Genomic DNA, 19,415 nt, shown 5'->3' with positions numbered 1-19,415 from the left:
TTTCACACCAATAATTTAGATTATATCATTCGAAAATTACAGCGTTGCCTTTAATTGGATGTCAAAAATTGAATGAATTTTTTAAAGTAAATAATCAGGCTGGAGAAATTCAGGTGTTTGGGGATCTGAGGTTAAGTTCTTTAGATAAACTAACGGCCGCTTTGCATAGAGAGGTAGTAATCGCGAGATACCCTGATATCGTACTAGATCTTGAGAATCTTGCATCAATTACTCACAGTGTTATTCCACCCTTGGTATCTTATCTACGATATCTTACACAGCAACATAAAGTTGATTATTCATTTGTGCAGCCACGAAATGGACCGTTGCGGGAAAGACTAAAAAATCTCGGAATGAGTCATTATATTGATTATCGAAGATTCGATAAACCTAATCTGAAATCATCAAGTCCTTGTGTTATGCAATTTTTGACTAACGGCGAATGCGATACAGTGACGGACAAAGTAATTAACTCAGTCCTACGTAGTGCCCAGTTAAGCCGTCAGCATATAGCAGCCCTCGAATGGGCAGTCAGTGAAATTACTGATAATGTTATAAATCACTCACAGTCTCCCGTGGGAGGCTTTGCTATTTTCAACAAAATAAAAAATACTAACATTATTGAAATTACGGTGGCAGACTGCGGTGTTGGGGTAGCTAGAACGCTCGGCATAAGGGATGAAGCAGAGGCTGTCGCACAGGCCGTACAGGAGGGTGTGACACGTAACAAGCAGACCAATCAGGGTAACGGCTTATATGGGAGTTATAAACTCGCCTCTGCTTCCAACGGTATATTTATGCTGAAAAGTCGGCACGGTGCCTTTTTTGTCAGTAAGGGCGGTGATACTCGTATTAGACTGGAAACGGTGCCATTTCACGGAACAATTGTTGTTTGCCAAATCGATTGTGATCAGCCGGATTTAATTGAACGAGGTGGGCACCTCCAAAAACCTCTGGCATTTGAGCGTGTGATCTGATTCAACGGTCCCCATCGGGAGGCGATTATGAAGCAGGCGGGTTTGTTCGGTTTATCGGATCATTTGAAGCGGCTTTCGGCCAATGGCGATCCGCTTGAGGCGCTGGGGCGGATAGTTGATTTTGAAGGCTTTCGTGTGATCCTGGACAATGCACTGGCTTATTCGGACGGTTCGAAGGGTGGCAGACCGCCCTATGACTGCGTATCGATGTTCAAGATCCTTATTCTGGCGGCGCAGAACAATGTGGCCGATGCCCGCATGGAGTATCTGATCCGTGATCGGTTGAGCTGGCTGCGTTTTCTGGGCTTTGATCTTGGAGCGCCAACGCCTGATGCCAACACGATCCGGCTATTCCGGGAGAAGTTGACCGATGCCGGAACCTTGCAGGTGCTGTTTGACGCCTTTGACCACCGGCTGCGAACCAATGGATATCTGGCAATGGGCGGCCAGATCGTCGATGCAACGCTGATTGCAGCCCCCAAGCAGCGCAATACGCAAGACGAGAAGGATGCAATCAAAACGGGCAAGACGGCACAGGAAGTCTGGCCCGACCAACCCGCCAAGGCTGCGCAGAAAGACACAGATGCGCGCTGGACGGTGAAGTTTGCCAAAGCGCGCATGGCTGCGAACGGCAAGCCGCAGATCGACATTGCGATCCCAAGCTTTGGCTACAAGAATCATATAGCTATCGATCAGCGCTTCGGGTTCATCCGCAAGGCTGTGGTCACGCACGGCGCGCGTCATGATGGATCACAACTGCGCGAAGTGGTCACGACAAACAACACTGCATCTGATGTGTGGGGCGACACCGCTTACCGGTCCAAGACCAATGAAGCGTGGCTTGCAGCCCATGGCCGGGTCAGCCGCATCCACCGCAAGAAGCCAAAGGGCAAGCCACGGTCAGAAGCGCTTCGTGCAGCCAACCGAACAAAGTCGAAGATACGTGCAAGGGTCGAGCACGTCTTTGCGCAGCAAAAGGCGCATATGGGACTGTTCATCCGCACCATCGGCATCAAGCGTGCCGAGACGAAGATCATGCTCGCCAATCTTGCGTACAATATGCAGCGCCTGCTGTTCCACGAACGACGAGCGGCGACAGGATAATTGTGTCCAAAATCCAGAAATAGGAGCCAAAACAGCGGCAATAGAGCCAATCTCAGCCCGAAATGCACCGATCAGGTGCCTGCAACGCGCATATCGAGGCCGCTTGACCAAAATCAACGGTTAATGGAGGTGCCCAGGTTTCATTTTTAACGGAAAAGCTCATACCCCTGCCTACGACTACGTTGAGAGACTGCATGAAACAGGAGGCGAGGACATTACAGTTCAAGCCTTCGAGATATGCAAAACCTTTGGAAGCCGGGAATCTGGAAGGGAAGCTAGGGTATATATTGAAAACATGATGAGATCATTGACCGGAAATGCTGTGATTATTGATTTTAGCGATGTATCTGTAATTTCTAGCAGCTTTGCCGATGAGGTATTTGGAAAACTGTTTTTGGATTTAGGTCCAATGAAGTTCATGCGAATGATACAAATATCTAACGCCGCTTCGGTAGTGGAGGCTTTGATCGACAGGGCGATAGCTTTGCGATCAAAAAGCGGCTGAGCACTTAAAGAATCCCCGCCAACAACCCCATCAACACAGTCTCGAGTTTGCCCCTACCCAACGGCTATGGCGTTGGCATGCGTACACACACCAAATCTGCAATCGTCCTTTTGTCCGGCGGTATTTTTACCAACAACCTGACGCGCGCGCAGCGTGGGATCGCGGCGGCAATGGGGCCCATCAATGCCCCTGATGACTTCCGGCAACAAATGCCCCCTCCCCTTCACCAACCCGTTCCGCAAAAACACCGTCGCCCCAGCGCAGGCTGGTGCCCATGACGTGTGTCTGGCTAGGCCGACAGGCGCGATAGGTCCCAGCCTGCGCTGGGGCGACGGTGGGAGTAGGAGTGGGTGCCACAAAGCCCCGCCGCCGCCCCCTCCCCTGCAAGGGCTCGGGGATCTAGCCATTCCCTGCCGTTGCGCCTTTGTGGAGGGTCCTATTTGGTATACGAATATATGCACATTTGAAGAATGGCGGTGATCGTCAAGCGGTTGACGCTAAACACGAAATAAGGGATAAAGCGCATCGGCCGTATATGTCGGCAGTCCCTTGAAATCAATTTCAAGCGTAAGGAAACGCGATGCACGGCGATGGCCCGGACAGTGAAATGGCACTTAGAACGGCATCTAAGGGTTGTACAATCCTTGTGGTCGACGATGATCCGGCGTGTCTCGATGAATATTGTGATGCGATAGCAAATTTGGGTTATACCGTAAAATCCGCCACCAGCGCACCTGACGCATTGAAACAAATCGCGGAATCGCAAGACATCGGCGTTGTCATTACTGACGTTGAAATGCCCACCATGGACGGCATTTCATTATTGTCTGAGATTTCCAACCGCTTCTCACTGAACAGACCCATTGTGACCTTAGTGCTGACGGGGCATTCGAGCGTGCAAGTTGCGACCAAGGCCATGCAATCGCAAGCGACAGATATGCTTAGTAAGCCAGTGTCGATTGAGCAATTGGCCGAAGCGCTTCGCCGGGCGTCCGCCTATCATTTTGCGATGGCCAACCGGTTCCAGATCACGGCCCTGACCAAGCGGCTTGATCCACCCGTCGTGCGCGACCGCCCCGCAAAACGGAACAGTAGGCCAACGGAAGAAGAGCTTCAGGCATTCACCCGCATGCTTTTAAAATTCCAGCATAATAAGTCGAAATTTTTTGACCCGGCGGTGCTCGCCGGCCCGTCGTGGGAAATATTGCTGGATATTGCGGACGCCACTTTGCGCGGCGAGGCGGTGCCGGCTTCCAGCGCGTCGGCCTCGACACATGTTCCGCTCAGCACGGCGTTGCGTCATGTCAATAATCTGGTTAATGCAGGTCTCGTCCGTCGATGGACTGACCCAACGGACAAGCGCCGCACTTTGCTAGAGCTTGAGCCCCACGCCGTTGCCGCGATGCAGCGTTATTTGGAAACAGCGTGGAAATTGCAGCCGCAAAGCGAATAAATAGCACCCAGCGTACCGGGAGATCATTTCGCGTCAGGCCGAAATGAGTTGAAGCAAATGCGCGCTTTCCATCGGTTTTTGCAAAAATCTCCATTCCGGCTGGAAAGAGGCCGAATCCGGCACATAACCGCTCATCAAAATGACCCTGATAGACGGTTGAGCGATGCAGGCATGGCGCGCAACCTCGGTGCCATTCTGCCCCGGCATAACAATATCGGTTAGCAGGACATCATATGCATCTTGCTCTAAGGCTATCAAGGCCTCCTCACCCGACGCACATGGTGTCACGGTATAGCCTTCTGCCTCCAGCATTTCGACCAACGCCTCAAGTGCATAAGGCTCATCCTCAACCAGCAATATCTTTTGCTTATCAGATATCTTCGGCGCGTCCTTTTGCGCAGACCCGAAATCGGCTTCTGTCGTTGGCGCAACATGCTCCGCGATTGGCAGATGCAGATAGGCTGTGGTTCCCTCCGCCGGGCTAGACTCTAGCCAGACATCGCCGCCCACTTCGACAACAAAATTACGCACCGAGGGCAGCCCGAGGCCAGTTCCATCGGGCTTTGACGAAAATTGCGGTTCAAACGCCCGTGCAAGCAATGCTTCACTCATGCCGATACCGGTATCGGCGATCCGAATGGCAACATAAGAACTTGGCTCCGCCACGTCAGCGTCGCTGTCCCGTGTGATTGGACCATTGACGACCGACGTCGAAAGGTCGATTTGACCGCCGCGAGGCATGGCTTCGCGGGCGTTAATCAACACATTGATCAGGCCATTCAATAAATCATTATAACTAACCACGCACTTGCAATTACCGGCATATAGATCGACCTTCAGGGTAATATTTGAACCCACTAAACTATCTAATATCCCGATATTATCCTTGATCACTTCATCTACGGATAGAAGCTGCCGCGTATCGGTTCGCTGAAGCGAAAGGCTCATCAGCGATTGTGTTATGTCCGACCCGCGCGCGGCCATTTCCTGAATGATGTTGGCAGGCTTCCCAATTTTTTCGTCACGACCGAACTGGCGCAACAGACGATCCGTATTTAGCCGGATTATTGACAGCAGGTTGTTGAAATCATGCGCCATATAGCCGGCGACGCGGCTTGTGCGTTCTAACAATTCCGCACTGCGTTGCCTTTCGTATGCAAGTTCAATGGCGGTTGCCTGTGATTGTTCCAACATGGCCCTCTGGAGCGCAATTAACATGGTGCTGAGTATCCCCGGATCGGCGTAGCCAAAGTCGCTAAGGTCCATCGAACCACTGGCGAATATTTCCTCAGACAGGGCAAATCGAACTGCGAGCAAACATCCGGCTTCATGGAATACAGCAGCGCCGCTTAAAGCCAGATCACCAACCCGCGACATCACTTTAACCGGTCGAACCTCACGACCCTCACGGAAAAATTGCGCAGTGTCGAAATTCACGACACTGAAGGCTTCATCGAATGGCATTCCGACACAAACATGTGGCAAGTGCCGCGAAATCCCTGGTCCAAAGGCGGAGATGTTCAAAAACGCGTCGACGTGCAAAAATGCCGGAAGAAGCGCACCTATCTGCTTGTTGGAAAAGGTTAAGAGCACGGGTCAGTCTCTATCCTGATATCGTATGTCGAATATGACGAATTGTTCTCCCCTACTTGCGACGTCGATGTCGCCGCGCTTATGGAAACGCTCCATTAACCCTTGAAGCAATCCCAGCACGAATGGCTCCAGGCCAACCCGTTCGGAACGATATTCAACCACAAGATGCCCCGGATCGTTACAGAGCGTCGAAAAAGAGGGCAGCCGAGCATCGGGCATAGCAGCCCCCACAGCAAGGTGCAGGCGGTCAAGATTCTTAATGAAAGTTACCAAATCCTGTCCGGTGAAGTTCATGACAGACGCAAGCGATCCTTGGTCGACATATCGAATCCAATATCGACCGAATTCGATTAGGCACTGGTCCACCGAAAGGTTAAGCACCGATGCCGCTTCTGTGATAATTCCCAACGTCAGTGCGTCGTCATATGCCTTGCCCGTAAGCAAGTCCATTGGACCTATGTTCAGTTTTTGTTCAAGGGCCAGCCAAGCTTCTTCGCCCAACTCATCATGCACCATATTCCGCATAGCCCGATGGATCATGCCATACATGCAGATGTCCCATTAGGCCTGCTAGGGTAGTCCATCATTATCATCGTGCTTCTTTAAATCCTGCAAAAGTTCGGTGGCACGGACAACCTGCTCCTCTATACGCATCAACTTAGCTAACAGATATTCAGTTTCCTCGGTTGAATAGCTCCCCATTCGTGCACGAATATTCCCACATGAAAGCCGGATGATGTTCAAGGGTTGCATAATATCATGCAATATCTTGGCATCTTTTTCGTGCATTTTGGTCATAAATGCGCCTTAAACATCTGCCAAAATTTGTGAATTAAATTTTACGTCGCAATCGAACAATAATATTGTCTGCATAGGCAATATTGTCTGCATCGACCCGACCTTTTGACCCGGGCGGTACCTGAAGCGGCGTCATACCGCAAACAATATTCTCGCGACAATATCGCAAAATAAATCAGGATTTGGACCAGAGAGGTTTCTGGTTACGATGCGATGGCTAGATCTTTGTAGTCATCCGTCAACAAAGTGCGCTGAATCTCCGCGCTAGCTTCCTCTGTCAGCTTGACGAAGACACGACGTTGATCGACCGGATCATATTCCCGTTCGATGATGTTACGCTCAGTTAAAATAGCGAGATGCCGCAGCGCAGTCGTCACGGGTGAAAAGGACGCATGGCATGCGCTTGAAACACTGGTCTGCAGTCCGGAATGCTGGCGCACAAACAAATCGAGCATTATGAACCAAGCAGGGTCAGCGAAAAGATTTGCAACCGACGCCAATCGCGAACGGCGCCTAGTAATCTCGATAAGGTCCGCCGCCTTTTTTACAGCCATAGCGGTGAGGGAGTTGGTCGTCGCCGGCGCCCTGGACTGCACCGTCACGTCATCGCCTTCTGTACCTACCGCACGCAACATTATCTCCAATTGCGTGCGCGTAAGCTTAATCGGTACGTCAAAAGTGTGAATTTGATCCATTACGGTGGAATCACTCTGTGAATTTAACATATGCCCCCCAGCGGCACAAATTCGTAACATTGGTGCCAATTGGCGCCTCGTTGTCGGCTTGTGCAAATTGAATTTTCTATGCGTCGGTGCGAACCGAAACTTATTTGTCATATTTATGTCATATTCAATTCGTTACGCCGGGCGCGCATAAATGCACGGCATATCGCCGCCGGAACGGCAGCAAATACCACCAATATGAAACTATGTCGCAAAACTTAGCTAAAACTGCCGCTTAGGAGCGTCTTGTAAAAAAGTGTAAACTTTTACCGTCCTGAATATAAAGTCCAGAATCGATGGTTTTTTGACAATGTGCGAATCGGCAAAACGCCATTTTTCGCCTCAACCGAGCAGCAAAGGGGCAAGCTTTGCGCGTTGCCATGCCGCATCCCCAAATTGCGACGCATGAAATATCGCGGCACGGCGGTGAAGGCCCGCATCACAATCATGGGTAAAGCCAAAGCCACCGTGAAATTGAATCGCCCGGTCTGCGGCAAAGCTATATGTTGCATCGGCCGCCGCCTTTGCCATCCGCACGGCGATTTCGCCAACGCCTTGGTCACTGAAACTATTGGCAGCGCTGTACAAATGCGACCGCGCCTTTTCATATTCGACATAGGCGTCGACCGTTGGGTGCTTCAGCGCCTGATATTCACCGATTAATTTTCCAAACTGCTTGCGCGTTTGCAGATAGCGGATGGTATAATCGATCACGCTTTGCGACCCGCCGCACATTTCTGCACTTTGCAGCAAGTTTGCGGCCTGCTCGATATGCGCCAAAGTCGATGACGTGCGCCCGATGTCAAACAATGCTGCGGGCGATACGGCCAAGCCATCAAGCGACAATGCAAAGCTGCGTTTGGTTTCGTCTATAATCGCTTCGCGGCGAAGGCGACCCGCAACGTCCTGCGCGGTGAGCAAAACCAGAGCAGGCTTGCCATCCAACATCACCGACGCAATGACGATATCGGCGCTCTGTGCCCATGCGACAAAAAGCTTTTGACCAGACAGATGCACAACGTCACCCTCGTGCCTTGCCGTCGCCATAATATTCTGAAGGTCCCAGTCGCCATGCGCTTCGGACAAAGCCAGCGTGCCGATTGCCCCCTCGGCAAGCCGGGGCAGCCATTCGGACATTTGTGCTTCAGTGCCGCCGACAATGAGCGCCTGCGCGGCCAAGGTCGATGACACCAAAGGCGATGCCATCAGGTGGCGGCCCATTTGTTCCACCACCGGAACCACCTCAGCCAGCGTCAGGCCAACGCCTCCATGCGCCTCGGCTATCGCAATGGCAGTCCAGCCCAAGGCAGCCATTTCGGCCCAAATATCGGCGTCATAGCCCAAATCGCTGTCGATCAGCTTGCGGACGCGGTCGATAGGCGATTTGTCGCGGCAAAAGCTCGCGGCCACATCCAAAAGCTCGATCTGTTCTTCGCTATATCCCAGCCCAGCCAATTGCATGTCATTCTCTCCTCACGCCAAGGTTCCCCTATGGCGCGAGGCATGACACAAAATCAAGGCGATTTAACTGGGCGGTTAAATAAGCCGCTTATGCTTGCTCCAATATTTTCCGGCCTGGCCGCACTTTCATTTTGTGACCAGTCTTGGTAGCGAGTGACACATCCTTGACCGTCTGCATGAACACCCATTCATTGGTTGCCGCCTGTGGGGTGAGCGACAAATGCATATAGCCACGGTTGGATGCATCGACCCAGCGCAGTTCTTGCTTGCTACCTTCCAGCAAACCACGCGCGATGACTGACGGATCAACGCCTTGTGCCGCGTTTTCGAAACCGGGTGACGACACGCTATGGCCGCCAAATTCAACACCCGCAGGTTTGCCGCCCTCTGGCAGATCAAATGCCCAACCATTATGGCTATCGCCCGTTACCACCACTAAGTTCGCATCCGCGCGCTGGGCCGCCGCCAAAAGCCGCGAACGCGCCGCTGGATATCCGCCCCAATTGTCGAGATTATAAGGCAAGCCGGCCTTGCCCGCCGCAATCCCCTGACGCACATAATTGCGCGTGCGTTCTGGCGCATTGGCCGGGAACCAATTCATCGCGCTTTCCGGTGTGAAGTTATAGCCCATATTGGTACCCGAACCGAGTACCGCCCATGTGGAACTGTTGCGGCCAATCGCGCGCGACAACCACGCCTCTTGTTCGCTGCCCAGCATCGTCATGGACGGATCGCGCCACGCGCCATCACGGTATTCGGAAAGTGCCTTTGCCGGATCACCCGATCGAAGAAGGTCACCATAGGCATAAGGCTTGGAACGGGCTACCGCGCGCGTGTCGGTGCGATAATAAGTCGCAAGGTCGCCGATTGGATATTCCTTCCACGGCTGTTCACCGACGGGCAACCATTCGCGCCATACCTGCATTGCTGCGTTGCGTCGTGCGCTCCAGTCGCCTTCGTCAACGCCATGGTTTTGCGCGCCGCCTTCCCAACTGTCATTGGCAGTTTCATGATCGTCGGTATTGACGATCATCGGGAAGTTTGCATGCAGCGCCTGTAACTGCTTGTCCGAACGATAGCTGGCATAGCGCAGGCGGTAATCCGCAAGCGTCAGGATTTCATCGGCCGGGAATATCCGCGCGGCAAACTTTGCGCCGCCATCATATCCACCACGGCCATATTCATAGATATAATCGCCCATGTGCAGCACGAGATCAATGTCGTCGCGCGCGGCGGCATGACCATAAGCATTGAACTCACCGAAGCCCAGATTGGAGCAGGAGAATATAGCCATGTTGAATTTCGCCGCCTTGCCCACTGGCAGGGTCTTGGTGCGACCAACCGACGAAATGCTACCGTCGGGCGCGATGAAGCGGAACCAATGCCATTTGCCAGGCGCAAGGTTATCGACGGTAATTTTGACCGTATGGTCGCGCCATGGCCCGGTGACCATTTCGCCACCGCCCGCAATCTTAACAAAATCCTGACTTTCGGAAATTTCGACGCGCACTTTTGAAGCGCCGCCCGTCGGGTTCACATAGCGCGTCCACAAAAGTACCGACTCGGGTCCCGGCTCACCGCTCGCAACATTATGCGTAAATCCCGTGAGCCCAAGAAGCGTTTGCGCCATGGCGGCACCGCCCGGCAGCATCAGCCCGCCAAGACCAAATCCAGCGGTCGCCAGCACATAACGACGATTGATTATAAATGACATTATCGGCTTCCCCTTTTTTGTTCCCAAATATCGATTGGGTGCACCGTAACGATGCTCCGCAATGCGCGCTAATCAATTGCTGTTTCAACCATGTGACAGGCGATCACAACTGCGTGCGTAGCGACCATAATTCGGGAAATGCGCGCTTACCGACCGTGCTGCTGAGATAATTGACGCCGGACGTGCCGCCCGTGCCCGTCTTTCCCCCGATGATGCGCTCAACGGTCAGGGCATGCTTATGCCGCCACGTCGCCATCGCATCGTCAAGGTCCACCAGCTTCTCCGCAAGCTGATACAGTTCCCAATATTGATCGGGATTGCGGTATACGTGCAGGAATGCCTCCTCAACTTCGGGGGAGAATATATGCGGCTTGCTCCAGTCGCGCGCAAGCAAAGCAGGCGGCAGGTCAAATCCAGCACGCGCCAACGCCGCAATAGCATCATCCCAAATGCTTGGGCTGACAAGCGCCTCGGTCATCGCCGCATGTGCGTGCGGCCGGTCCTCCTGATATTTCAGGAACGCCGCTGCTTTCAACCCAAGCAGATATTCCACCGTGCGGAACTGGTCCGATTGAAAGCCTGAGCTTGGCCCAAGCACATGGCGAAACCGGGTATATTCGGACGGGGTCATCGTCGACAGCACGTCCCAGCTTAAAGTCATCACCGCCTGAATACGGCTTACCCGTGCAAGCGCTTTGTAAGCCGGAACGAGCGCGTCATTGCGGATTTGCGCGCGGGCCAATTGAAGCTCGCGGATGATCTGCTTCAACCATAATTCCTTGGTCTGGTGAATGATGATGAACAGCATCTCATCATCCAGATCGGATTGCGGGTGCTGGCAATCCAGCAAGGCGTCCAGCGCAAGATAGCGTGCGTAGGTCATGGTGGCGTCGGAGGCAGGAGCATCGGTCATACACCGACTTTAATGTTTCAAATGAAACTATCCAGCAAATTTTCCGCCAAAGCCTCCGCCTCGCCGACGCTAAAGGGCGCATTGCCCAAGCTTAATTCAAGCCAGAGGCCATCGACCAAAGCCGTCAGCGCGACTGCTGCCAATCGGGCGTCGGCTGGTGCATTCGGGCAGGCAAGGATGAGGCGCTCCATATCCCGGCGATTTTCGGCGTAAATCTCGTCATGGATATCGCCAATGGCGGGCACTGTGCGCGACAGGCTCCAAAACGCCAGCCACGTCGCCAGCAACTCCGGATCAGCGATGGGTGCACGGAAACTTGCTGTGACAAAAGCCAGCAACCGGCCACGCGGATTGTCGGCGGGAATAGCCTCAACCGCAGCATGCAACGCGGCGGCGACACGTGCCCCTGTCGCGCGATAGGTTGCGGCAACCAACGCATCAATTCCGTCGAAATAATGCCGCAGCAAACCCGCCGAGACTCCCGCCTCCAGGCAAATCGCGCGCACCGACGTCCCATGTGCACCCCGCGTGGATAGGCACCGCGCCGTTGCCGCAATCAATGCGTCGCGGCGCGTATCGGCGCTTTTTCGGGTGAAGGCTTGTCGCGGCTGCATGTCACTGTTATACACTCGTATAACAAGGGAAGCAAGATGTCCGAATCGGGTTTACTTATAGCGCATGATCATTTGGAAGGTTGGAGCCTGCCGGCCTGGACCTATGATGATCCCGAATTTGCGGCGCTTGAGGTGGACCGCATTTTTCGCCCGTCATGGCAAGTGGTGTGTCATGTCAGCGACGTCGCGCATGTGGGCGACTGGCACAGCCTCTATTACATTAATGAGGGCGTCATTGTCGTGCGCGGCGCGGACCAGATGCTGCGCGCATTCACCAATGTCTGCCGCCACCGGGGCAGCCGCTTGGTCGATGGCTCTGGCGGCTGCGCTAAGAAATTGGTCTGCCCCTATCACGCCTGGACCTATGATCTTGATGGCCGCTTGACTGGCGTGCCCGACAGCGCATCTTACCCGACGCTCGACAAGGACAAGGCGGGCCTTGTGCCCGTTGACATGGAAATCTGGCGCGGGTTCGTGTTCGTCCGTCTGGAAAGCGGCGGATCTTCGGTGGCCGAAATGATGTCGCCTTATGAAACCCAAGTCGCGCCCTATCGATTTGAAGAATTGCGGGCGTTAGGCCGCGTCACCATGCGCCCGCGCGATGTAAACTGGAAAAATGTCGGCGACAATTATTCTGACGGCTTGCACATCCCTGTCGCGCATCCCGGCCTCACGCGCCTGTTTGGCAAAAGCTATGGTGTTGAGGCGGAGCCGCATGTCGACCGCATGTGGGGCGACCTTGTCGACCGCCCTTCGGCCAATTGGTCCGAACGCGCCTATCAGAGCTTGCTGCCACCGGTCCCGCATTTGCCCGCCGCTAATCAAAAACGCTGGCTCTATTTCAAGCTATGGCCCTCGGTCGCGTTCGACATTTATCCTGATCAGGTGGATTTCATGCAATGGCTGCCCACGGGCCCCGATAGCTGCGTGATCCGGGAAATCAGTTACGTCCATAAAGATGACCGCCGCGAAATGCGCGCCGCGCGGTACCTCAACTGGCGGATCAACCGTCAAGTCAATGCCGAGGATACCGTCCTTGTCACCCGCGTGCAGCAAGGCATGGCGAGCCGCAGTTTTTCGATGGGTCCGCTGTCCGACAAGGAAGTGTGCCTGAAAAGCTTCTGCCGCCAAATCCGCAACATCATTCCCGAGGCCCGCCTCGAACAACGCCCGGCATCGGGCTGGAGCAAAAAATGACCCAAAAATATGACGCCCTCATCATCGGCGCTGGCCATAACGGCCTTGTCTGCGCCTTTTATCTTGCGCGCGCTGGTCTAAAAGTCCGCATTGTCGAACGCCGCGATGTCGTCGGCGGCGCGGCGGTCACCGAAGAATTCCACCCCGGTTTCCGCAACTCGGTCGCCAGCTACACCGTCAGCCTGCTTCAGCCCAAGGTGATCGCCGATATGAAGCTGGTCGACCATGGCTACCGCGTCATTGAACGGCCCATCTCCAACTTCCTGCCCCAAGAAGATGGCGGTTATTTGAAACTCGGTGGCGGGCTGGAACGCACACAGGCCGAATTTGCGCGTTTTTCAAAACATGACGCGGCGGTCTTGCCGCAATATTATGACATGTTGGAAGGGGTCGCGGACATCCTGCGCGACCTTGCGTTGCGCTCCCCACCCAATGTCGGCGATGGTATAAAGACCCTTATCGATGCCGCCGTGCAGGGACGCGGGCTGATGAAGCTCAACCTGTCGCAGCAGCGTGATGTGTTGGAACTGTTCACCAAATCGGCGCGCAGCTTCCTGGATAGCTGGTTCGAAAGCGAAGCGGTAAAGGCCGCCTTTGGCTTTGACGCTGTCGTCGGCAACTATGCCAGCCCCGATACGCCGGGCAGCGCGTATGTCTTGCTGCACCATGTCTTTGGCGAAGTGAATGGCCATAAGGGCGCGTGGGGCCACAGCATCGGCGGCATGGGCACGATTACGCAGATCATGGCCAAGATATGCCGCGATCTGGGCGTCGAAATCAGCCTCGAAGCCCCTGTATCCCGCGTGTTGGTGGATGGCGAAAAAGTTGCGGGCGTGCGCCTAGAAAGCGGCGAAGAAATCATCGCGGACCGCGTGATTTCGAACGTCGGGCCAAAGCTGCTCTACGAACGCTTATTTGACGATGCCGACCTTAAACCCGAATTCAAACGCCGCGTGAAGGGCTTTAAGGCGGGCAGCGGCACCTTCCGCATGAACGTCGCTTTGTCCGAACTGCCCAAATTCAGTTGCTTACCCGAAACGGGCGAGCACCATCAATCGGGCATCATCATCGCGCCAACACTCGATTATATGGACCGCGCCTTTTTGGATGCGAAGCGCGATGGCTGGTCGCAAAAGCCCATCGTTGAAATCCTGATCCCCTCCACCGTCGACGACAGCCTCGCGCCCGCAGGACAGCATGTCGCGAGTCTGTTCTGCCAGCAATTTGCGCCTGAACTGCCCGCCCATGCGGATGGCTCTCCGCGTGACTGGGACGCCGAAGAAGGCCAGGCCGCCGATGATATCATCAGCACCGTTGAGGGCTATGCCCCCGGCTTCCGCGCGTCGGTTTTGGGCCGCCGAATCCTCAGCCCCAAGGGGCTGGAGCGCAAATTCGGACTGGTCAGCGGCGACATCATGCACGGCAATATGAGCCTTGACCAATTATGGTCCGCGCGCCCGATTTTGGGCCATGGCGCCTATCGCGGGCCATTAAAGGGCCTGTATATGTGCGGCGCGGGAAGCCATCCCGGTGGCGGCGTGACCGGCGCTCCGGGGCACAATTGCGCGGCAGAAGTGCTCGCCGACCGCAATGTGTTCAAACGCATATTTGCCTGAGGTTCGGGACGTACAACATTATCACGCAAAGCCGCGAAGGCGCAAAGATAAAGAAATTACCTGATCTTCTTCTGTATGTCTTTGGTGCTTTGCGTGATAAAAAATGTTGGGGCCTTGCGTCATGACGCCATCTCAACGCTGCCGTTGGAGCCGCAAGCGGATGAGAAGGTCCTGAACAAAATGGCCTCAATCCGCTCAGGTAAATTTAGTTGGTCTTGCCCCTCAGCGACATGAAAAAGCCGGACCTTTTCAGATCCGGCTTCCTCCCCCTGTCGCTTTTGGCGACAAACTCTATGACACGCATTTTATGCCGCAATTATTCTTTGCGCACAAGAAGTTTTCTTCATTACGAAATGTGAACAATCATTAAAAATCGTGCGAGAATTTCACACCGATTACGCGGGGCGGGCGGAGGGCTGGTTCATATGTCGTGGTCTATGCCAAGCGGCAGACATTTTGAAGCGGCCAAATCATCTGGCGTGTCGATGTCGCGCAAGCTGCCAACTGGCGCGGCCAAACTGCGGGCGCGCACAAGGATTTGCCGCGCGCCAGCATCGCCTTTGGTCTCGAGCAAAAATGGCCAAGTTGATCGCGGAAATATCGCGGGCGGCATGGATTGGTTTCCGTCCAATGACGCAATGATTTCACCGTCGCACGCCTGTATCAGCGCGTCGATATGCGAGGCCATGATAAACGGCATATCGGCCAGCGCAATCAACAACGCCTGCGCCTGCGTCTTGGCAGCAGCCGCAACCGCGAGGTGCAGCGACCCCGATAGGCCAAGTTCTGCGTGCGGGTTTTCGACCACCGCATACCCAGCCTCGGCATAAAGCGACGAGATGACTGCTTTGGGCTGGCACACCGCAAAATGCGCTGCAGCGTCAATGCCGGCCAAATTGCGCGCGGCCCGCAAGCCTAACGGCGCGCCATCCAAATCCGCCATCAACTTATCCGATCCAAAACGCCGTGCATTGCCAGCGGCCAGGACAATGATTGCGACCTGCTTGGCCTCCATCACCGCAGGCCCATATTGAACGCGCATATCATGCCGCCCGCAATTGAGAGCGCGATTTCGGGCGCACTAATCGCGTTGATCGCAACGCCCGCTGGCCCTTCTATCCGCGCGGATTGTTCCGCACTGACCCCCGCCGCAGACAGCCGCGACAGCCGCGCCTGATGTGACCGTGATGAACCCAAAGCCGCCACATAAGCCGCGGGACTAGCTAACGCGGCAATCAAAGCGGGATCGTCGATCTTGGGATCATGGCTCAAGGTGACAATCGCGCTGCGGCTATCGGGCGCGAAGGCCTTTACCGCTTCGTCGGGCCAGCGGTCATCCAAGCGGACACCGGGAAAACGATCCGCCGTCAAAAATCGCCCACGCGGGTCGCACAAAGTAACATTGATGCCTTGCGAAACCGCAATCGCCGATAATGCGGCCGCAATCTCGACCGCGCCGACAATCAACAAGCGGCGCGGCGGATAATAGACATTCATAAAGCCATCGGCCTGCATGTCTTGCGAAGTAACGCTGCGGCCAGTGGCAAGGTTCGTCACGACGGATAATGTTGCTCCGCTGCTGCGCGCACGCACGATGTCCGCAAACAGGCTTTCTGGAAAACCATCCGCCGACACCGGCTGCACCAGCACCTGAATATCGCCGCCACAAGGAAGGCCCACGTCCCACGCCGCGTCGTCGGCAACGCCGTACCGCCTGAGCACCGCTGGCGCGCCAGCCAATACCATCTGCGCGCGTTCCAGAACGTCGGCTTCAACACATCCGCCGGACACCGAACCCACGAACCGCCCGTCGGCATGGACCAGCATATGCGTGCCGGTCGGACAGGGTGCAGACTTCCATGTTTCGACCACCGTCGCAATCGCCATCGGCGCGCCAGCCCAATCAAGCGCGGCGGCAAGGATGCGATCATGGTTGGCACTGCCTGTTTGCATGGCTACCCGCTAGCAAAGTGAAAGAAGCGTTGCTATATGAAACGCGATATCGGGTGGGAGCTTCTTCATATGGCAATTCAGACGTCAATCAACGGCAAGGCAGTCATGCTGTCTGCCGAACCGGACACCCCGTTATTGTGGGTCATCCGTGAAGAGCTCGGCCTGACGGGTACAAAATTTGGGTGCGGCATCGCGGCGTGCGGGGCGTGCACCGTCCATGTTGATGGCGAACCCGCCCGTTCGTGTAGCGTGCCCGTCAGCGACGTCGCGGGCAAATCGATCACCACGATTGAAGGTCTGAAATCCGCCGATGGCACGCTGCACGCGGTCCAAAAAGCCTGGATTGCAGCGCAAGTGCCGCAATGCGGTTATTGCCAGTCCGGACAAATCATGGCCGCCGTCGCGCTTATCGAAAAAACCGCCCGCCCAAGCGATGCGCAAATTGACGCGGCGATGACCAACCTTTGCCGCTGCGGCACCTATCCGCGTATTCGCAAGGCCATTCGCGCCGCCACCGGGCAGGCCGCCCAAGCTATTGAGGGAGCCGTCTGATGACCGATACCCCCACGTCCGATAGTGCACCCGAAGCCCCCTTTAAGCGCAAAGGCGTAAAGCGCCGTGCCTTTCTGATCGGCGGCGTCGCCATCGTCGGCGCTGGCCTGTTCGGCATCTCAATCGCCGACAGAAACGCCGCCAAAGACGCCAAGGCGCGCATAACAGGCGAAGGCGAGCATAATTTTGCCACCTGGCTGAAAATCAGCGAAGATGACGCCATCACCATTTATTCGCCGCACACCGACATTGGTCAGGGGTCAAACACGGGCCTTGCGCAAATGCTCGCCGAAGAATTGGATGCGGCATGGGACCAAGTGCGTGTTGTGTCGGCACCCGCCGAACCCGCCTTTGCCAATGTGGGCTTGGGTCGCGGATTTATCGCCGACATGACTGGGCAGCCAGCAATCATCAACGGCATTCCGCAATCCTTTCTGTCGTTCATCGCGCGGCAAATGAACCTACAAATTACCGGCGGTTCAACCGCCTTGCGGTTCACGGGCCAAGTGACTTTTCAAAAGGTTGGCGCGGCGACGCGGCTTGCGTTGATCGAAACCGCCGCCAAGCGGTTAAATGTCCCCGTCGGCGAACTGACCACGCAGGACAGCCGCGTCATTCATGCCAAATCAAGTCAGTCGTTGCGTTATGGGGAGCTGGCGGCGCAAGCCGCGACCTTATCGCTCGACAACGAACCAAAGTTGAAAGACCCAGCCCAATATCGCCTGATGCGGCAATCAATGCAGCGCCTCGACATTCCCTTTAAGGTCGACGGGACTGCGCAATATGGCATGGATTTTGCGATCCCCGACATGCGCGTTGCAACGATTCAGGCAGCACCCGTGCGCGGCGGAAAGCTGACGTCCGTCGACACCGCAATTGCCTTGGCGATTAAGGGTGTCGAGAAGGTCATCAAGCTCGATGATGCCGTCGCCGTGGTGGCCAAGGGATATTGGCCGGCAATTTCCGGCCTGCGCGCCTTGGCACCGAGCTTTAGCGACGGTGGCCATGCCGGCATTTCCACCGCATCGATTTTCAAGGCACATGACGCGCTGATTGCCAAAGGAGAGGCCGACGGCGAAGCAGGCGAAGGCGACGTGCAAGCCGGCCTTGGTGATAAGCCCATAGAAGCCAAATATCAGGTGCCGTTCTTGCACCATGCGATGATGGAGCCCTTTGCGCTGACCGCGCAATTTAAGGACGGTAAGCTCGATATTTGGGGCGGGATGCAAGACCCGTTGGCCACCAAAATGATGGCGGTTGAGGTTTCGGGCCTTGATGCCGATAATGTTACCTTTCACCCCATGATCATCGGTGGCAGCTTTGGCCGCCGCTTGCCCATGTATATGGAAATCGTTAGCCAAGTGACGCAGCTTGCCATGCAGTTGCCCTATCCGGTCAAGCTGATCTGGAGCCGGGAGGAAGAAGTCGCGCAAGGCGCATATCGCCCGCAAAGTTCGGCTGTTCTGACCGCATCGTTGACTGAAAAGAAACGCATAGCCGCTTACCGCAATGATTATGCGCAACCCGAAAGCGCCGAGGACGAGACGGTATTCCCCTACACCCTGCCCGCTGTATCGCGTCGGCATTTTGCGCATGTTTCGAACCAGAATACGGGCGCATGGCGGTCGGTCAATTCGACGCAGCAAGGCTTTTACAATGAAAGCTTCATGGACGAGCTGGCACATGCCGCAGGCGAAGATCCCGTCATTTTCCGTCGCAACCATTTGAAGGCGGATTCACGGCATTTGCGTGTTCTCGACGAAGTCGCAGCGCGCAGTGGATGGAACACGCCACTTCCTGCCGGACGCGGACGCGGCGTTGCTTTGGTCGAAAGCTTCAAAACCATCGTCGCGCATGTCGTGGAGGCATCGGTTGGCGAAGATGGCATGCCAAAATTGCACAAGGTCACCACTGTTGTCGACGCAGGCAGCATCGTCAACCCCGACGCCGCGATGGCGCAGATAGAGGGCGGCACGATCATGGGCCTGTCGTCGGCGATTGGCGAGGCCATCACGCTTGAAAAAGGCAAAGTGCAGCAAAGCAACCTCAACGATTATCTGTTGCTGACGATGGCGCAATCACCCTTAGTGCAGGATATCCACTTCCTGAACAGCGGCGCACCGATGGGCGGCATTGGCGAACCCGGCGTTCCGCCAGCCGCGCCCGCCTTGGCCAACGCCTTGTTCGCAGCGACGGGCAAGCGCATCCGCAATCTGCCGATTATGACGCAGGCAAAGGGATAG

The 19,415-nt window shown here is 55.3% G+C and carries 18 protein-coding genes; 8 read left to right on the top strand and 10 right to left on the bottom strand.

All coding sequences use genetic code 11. From position 1 onward, the window contains the following. The first annotated feature begins 68 nt into the window (after window positions 1-68). From HEQ18_RS12870 to HEQ18_RS12855, 4 genes are all read left to right on the top strand, one after another. Complete coding sequence (locus tag HEQ18_RS12870; RefSeq protein WP_432815009.1) at window positions 69-977, top strand: hypothetical protein; 909 nt, start codon at window positions 69-71, stop codon at window positions 975-977. 27 nt (window positions 978-1,004) lie between these two features. Further along, a complete protein-coding gene (locus HEQ18_RS12865; protein ID WP_432814106.1) occupies window positions 1,005-2,081 on the top strand; it encodes an IS5 family transposase in 1,077 nt (358 codons plus the stop codon). Window positions 2,082-2,376: 295 nt separating this feature from the next. Next, window positions 2,377-2,586 carry an STAS-like domain-containing protein gene (locus HEQ18_RS12860; protein WP_432815008.1) on the top strand — a complete coding sequence of 70 codons (210 nt, stop codon included), beginning with the start codon at window positions 2,377-2,379 and terminating at the stop codon, window positions 2,584-2,586. 580 nt (window positions 2,587-3,166) lie between these two features. Continuing rightward, window positions 3,167-4,039 (top strand): response regulator, encoded by an 873-nt coding sequence (locus HEQ18_RS12855; protein WP_432815007.1) that lies wholly within the window; start codon window positions 3,167-3,169, stop codon window positions 4,037-4,039. 33 nt (window positions 4,040-4,072) lie between these two features. Here HEQ18_RS12855 and HEQ18_RS12850 read toward each other — a convergent pair whose 3' ends face one another. From HEQ18_RS12850 to HEQ18_RS12815, 8 genes are all read right to left on the bottom strand, one after another. Then, window positions 4,073-5,503: an ATP-binding protein gene (locus HEQ18_RS12850; protein ID WP_432815006.1), complete on the bottom strand. Its 1,431-nt coding sequence runs from the start codon at window positions 5,501-5,503 to the stop codon at window positions 4,073-4,075. A gap of 132 nt (window positions 5,504-5,635) precedes the next feature. Then, a complete protein-coding gene (locus HEQ18_RS12845) occupies window positions 5,636-6,172 on the bottom strand; it encodes a heme NO-binding domain-containing protein (RefSeq protein WP_432815005.1) in 537 nt (178 codons plus the stop codon). A 30-nt stretch (window positions 6,173-6,202) separates the two neighbouring features. Further along, window positions 6,203-6,430, bottom strand: coding sequence for a hypothetical protein (locus HEQ18_RS12840; protein ID WP_432815004.1), 228 nt, complete (start codon window positions 6,428-6,430; stop codon window positions 6,203-6,205). Between the two features lie 203 nt (window positions 6,431-6,633). Continuing rightward, the gene (locus tag HEQ18_RS12835) at window positions 6,634-7,194 is read right to left on the bottom strand and encodes a hypothetical protein (RefSeq protein WP_432815003.1); all 561 of its coding nucleotides are present in this window, start codon (window positions 7,192-7,194) and stop codon (window positions 6,634-6,636) included. Window positions 7,195-7,494: 300 nt separating this feature from the next. Then, window positions 7,495-8,613, bottom strand: coding sequence for an acyl-CoA dehydrogenase family protein (locus HEQ18_RS12830; RefSeq protein WP_432815002.1), 1,119 nt, complete (start codon window positions 8,611-8,613; stop codon window positions 7,495-7,497). A gap of 88 nt (window positions 8,614-8,701) precedes the next feature. Then, window positions 8,702-10,327 (bottom strand): alkaline phosphatase D family protein, encoded by a 1,626-nt coding sequence (locus HEQ18_RS12825; protein WP_432815001.1) that lies wholly within the window; start codon window positions 10,325-10,327, stop codon window positions 8,702-8,704. Window positions 10,328-10,430: 103 nt separating this feature from the next. Then, the gene (locus tag HEQ18_RS12820; protein ID WP_397606197.1) at window positions 10,431-11,240 is read right to left on the bottom strand and encodes a tryptophan 2,3-dioxygenase; all 810 of its coding nucleotides are present in this window, start codon (window positions 11,238-11,240) and stop codon (window positions 10,431-10,433) included. Between the two features lie 17 nt (window positions 11,241-11,257). Then, window positions 11,258-11,854, bottom strand: coding sequence for a TetR family transcriptional regulator C-terminal domain-containing protein (locus HEQ18_RS12815; RefSeq protein ID WP_432815000.1), 597 nt, complete (start codon window positions 11,852-11,854; stop codon window positions 11,258-11,260). Between the two features lie 36 nt (window positions 11,855-11,890). On the opposite strand from HEQ18_RS12815, the gene HEQ18_RS12810 reads away from it, so the two are divergent. Both HEQ18_RS12810 and HEQ18_RS12805 read left to right on the top strand, forming a co-directional pair. Further along, complete coding sequence (locus tag HEQ18_RS12810) at window positions 11,891-13,051, top strand: aromatic ring-hydroxylating oxygenase subunit alpha (protein ID WP_432814999.1); 1,161 nt, start codon at window positions 11,891-11,893, stop codon at window positions 13,049-13,051. Beyond that, window positions 13,048-14,667 (top strand): phytoene desaturase family protein, encoded by a 1,620-nt coding sequence (locus HEQ18_RS12805; RefSeq protein WP_432814998.1) that lies wholly within the window; start codon window positions 13,048-13,050, stop codon window positions 14,665-14,667. The genes HEQ18_RS12810 and HEQ18_RS12805 overlap by 4 nt, the downstream gene beginning before the upstream one ends. A gap of 421 nt (window positions 14,668-15,088) precedes the next feature. Here the strand turns inward: HEQ18_RS12805 and HEQ18_RS12800 are convergent, their stop codons facing one another. Together HEQ18_RS12800 and HEQ18_RS12795 are read right to left on the bottom strand one after the other, a co-directional pair. Next, entirely contained in the window at window positions 15,089-15,709 is a 621-nt protein-coding gene (locus HEQ18_RS12800; RefSeq protein WP_432814997.1) for a nucleotidyltransferase family protein, read from the bottom strand. Further along, window positions 15,682-16,620: an XdhC family protein gene (locus tag HEQ18_RS12795; RefSeq protein WP_432814996.1), complete on the bottom strand. Its 939-nt coding sequence runs from the start codon at window positions 16,618-16,620 to the stop codon at window positions 15,682-15,684. The genes HEQ18_RS12800 and HEQ18_RS12795 overlap by 28 nt, the downstream gene beginning before the upstream one ends. A 69-nt stretch (window positions 16,621-16,689) precedes the next feature. On the opposite strand from HEQ18_RS12795, the gene HEQ18_RS12790 reads away from it, so the two are divergent. Next, the gene (locus tag HEQ18_RS12790; RefSeq protein WP_397606313.1) at window positions 16,690-17,172 is read left to right on the top strand and encodes a (2Fe-2S)-binding protein; all 483 of its coding nucleotides are present in this window, start codon (window positions 16,690-16,692) and stop codon (window positions 17,170-17,172) included. Beyond that, window positions 17,172-19,415: a molybdopterin cofactor-binding domain-containing protein gene (locus HEQ18_RS12785; RefSeq protein WP_432814995.1), complete on the top strand. Its 2,244-nt coding sequence runs from the start codon at window positions 17,172-17,174 to the stop codon at window positions 19,413-19,415. The genes HEQ18_RS12790 and HEQ18_RS12785 overlap by 1 nt, the downstream gene beginning before the upstream one ends.

Origin of the sequence: Sphingorhabdus sp. (assembly GCF_050921905.1) — a bacterium.
GTDB lineage: Bacteria > Pseudomonadota > Alphaproteobacteria > Sphingomonadales > Sphingomonadaceae > Sphingorhabdus_B.
The sequence above is the reverse complement of the archived record's forward strand: the minus strand, read 5'-3'. Positions and strand labels throughout refer to the sequence as shown.

Coding starts and splice junctions, on each gene's coding strand:
- HEQ18_RS12790 (WP_397606313.1), top strand. CDS start 16,690: ATGGCAATTCAGACGTCAATCAACGGCAAGGCAGTCATGCTGTCTGCC.
- HEQ18_RS12800 (WP_432814997.1), bottom strand. CDS start 15,709: ATGCGCGTTCAATATGGGCCTGCGGTGATGGAGGCCAAGCAGGTCGCA.
- HEQ18_RS12815 (WP_432815000.1), bottom strand. CDS start 11,854: ATGCAGCCGCGACAAGCCTTCACCCGAAAAAGCGCCGATACGCGCCGC.
- HEQ18_RS12850 (WP_432815006.1), bottom strand. CDS start 5,503: ATGCCATTCGATGAAGCCTTCAGTGTCGTGAATTTCGACACTGCGCAA.
- HEQ18_RS12795 (WP_432814996.1), bottom strand. CDS start 16,620: ATGCAAACAGGCAGTGCCAACCATGATCGCATCCTTGCCGCCGCGCTT.
- HEQ18_RS12855 (WP_432815007.1), top strand. CDS start 3,167: ATGCACGGCGATGGCCCGGACAGTGAAATGGCACTTAGAACGGCATCT.
- HEQ18_RS12805 (WP_432814998.1), top strand. CDS start 13,048: ATGACCCAAAAATATGACGCCCTCATCATCGGCGCTGGCCATAACGGC.
- HEQ18_RS12785 (WP_432814995.1), top strand. CDS start 17,172: ATGACCGATACCCCCACGTCCGATAGTGCACCCGAAGCCCCCTTTAAG.
- HEQ18_RS12810 (WP_432814999.1), top strand. CDS start 11,891: ATGTCCGAATCGGGTTTACTTATAGCGCATGATCATTTGGAAGGTTGG.
- HEQ18_RS12840 (WP_432815004.1), bottom strand. CDS start 6,430: ATGACCAAAATGCACGAAAAAGATGCCAAGATATTGCATGATATTATG.
- HEQ18_RS12845 (WP_432815005.1), bottom strand. CDS start 6,172: ATGATCCATCGGGCTATGCGGAATATGGTGCATGATGAGTTGGGCGAA.
- HEQ18_RS12825 (WP_432815001.1), bottom strand. CDS start 10,327: ATGTCATTTATAATCAATCGTCGTTATGTGCTGGCGACCGCTGGATTT.
- HEQ18_RS12860 (WP_432815008.1), top strand. CDS start 2,377: ATGATGAGATCATTGACCGGAAATGCTGTGATTATTGATTTTAGCGAT.
- HEQ18_RS12830 (WP_432815002.1), bottom strand. CDS start 8,613: ATGCAATTGGCTGGGCTGGGATATAGCGAAGAACAGATCGAGCTTTTG.
- HEQ18_RS12820 (WP_397606197.1), bottom strand. CDS start 11,240: ATGACCGATGCTCCTGCCTCCGACGCCACCATGACCTACGCACGCTAT.
- HEQ18_RS12865 (WP_432814106.1), top strand. CDS start 1,005: ATGAAGCAGGCGGGTTTGTTCGGTTTATCGGATCATTTGAAGCGGCTT.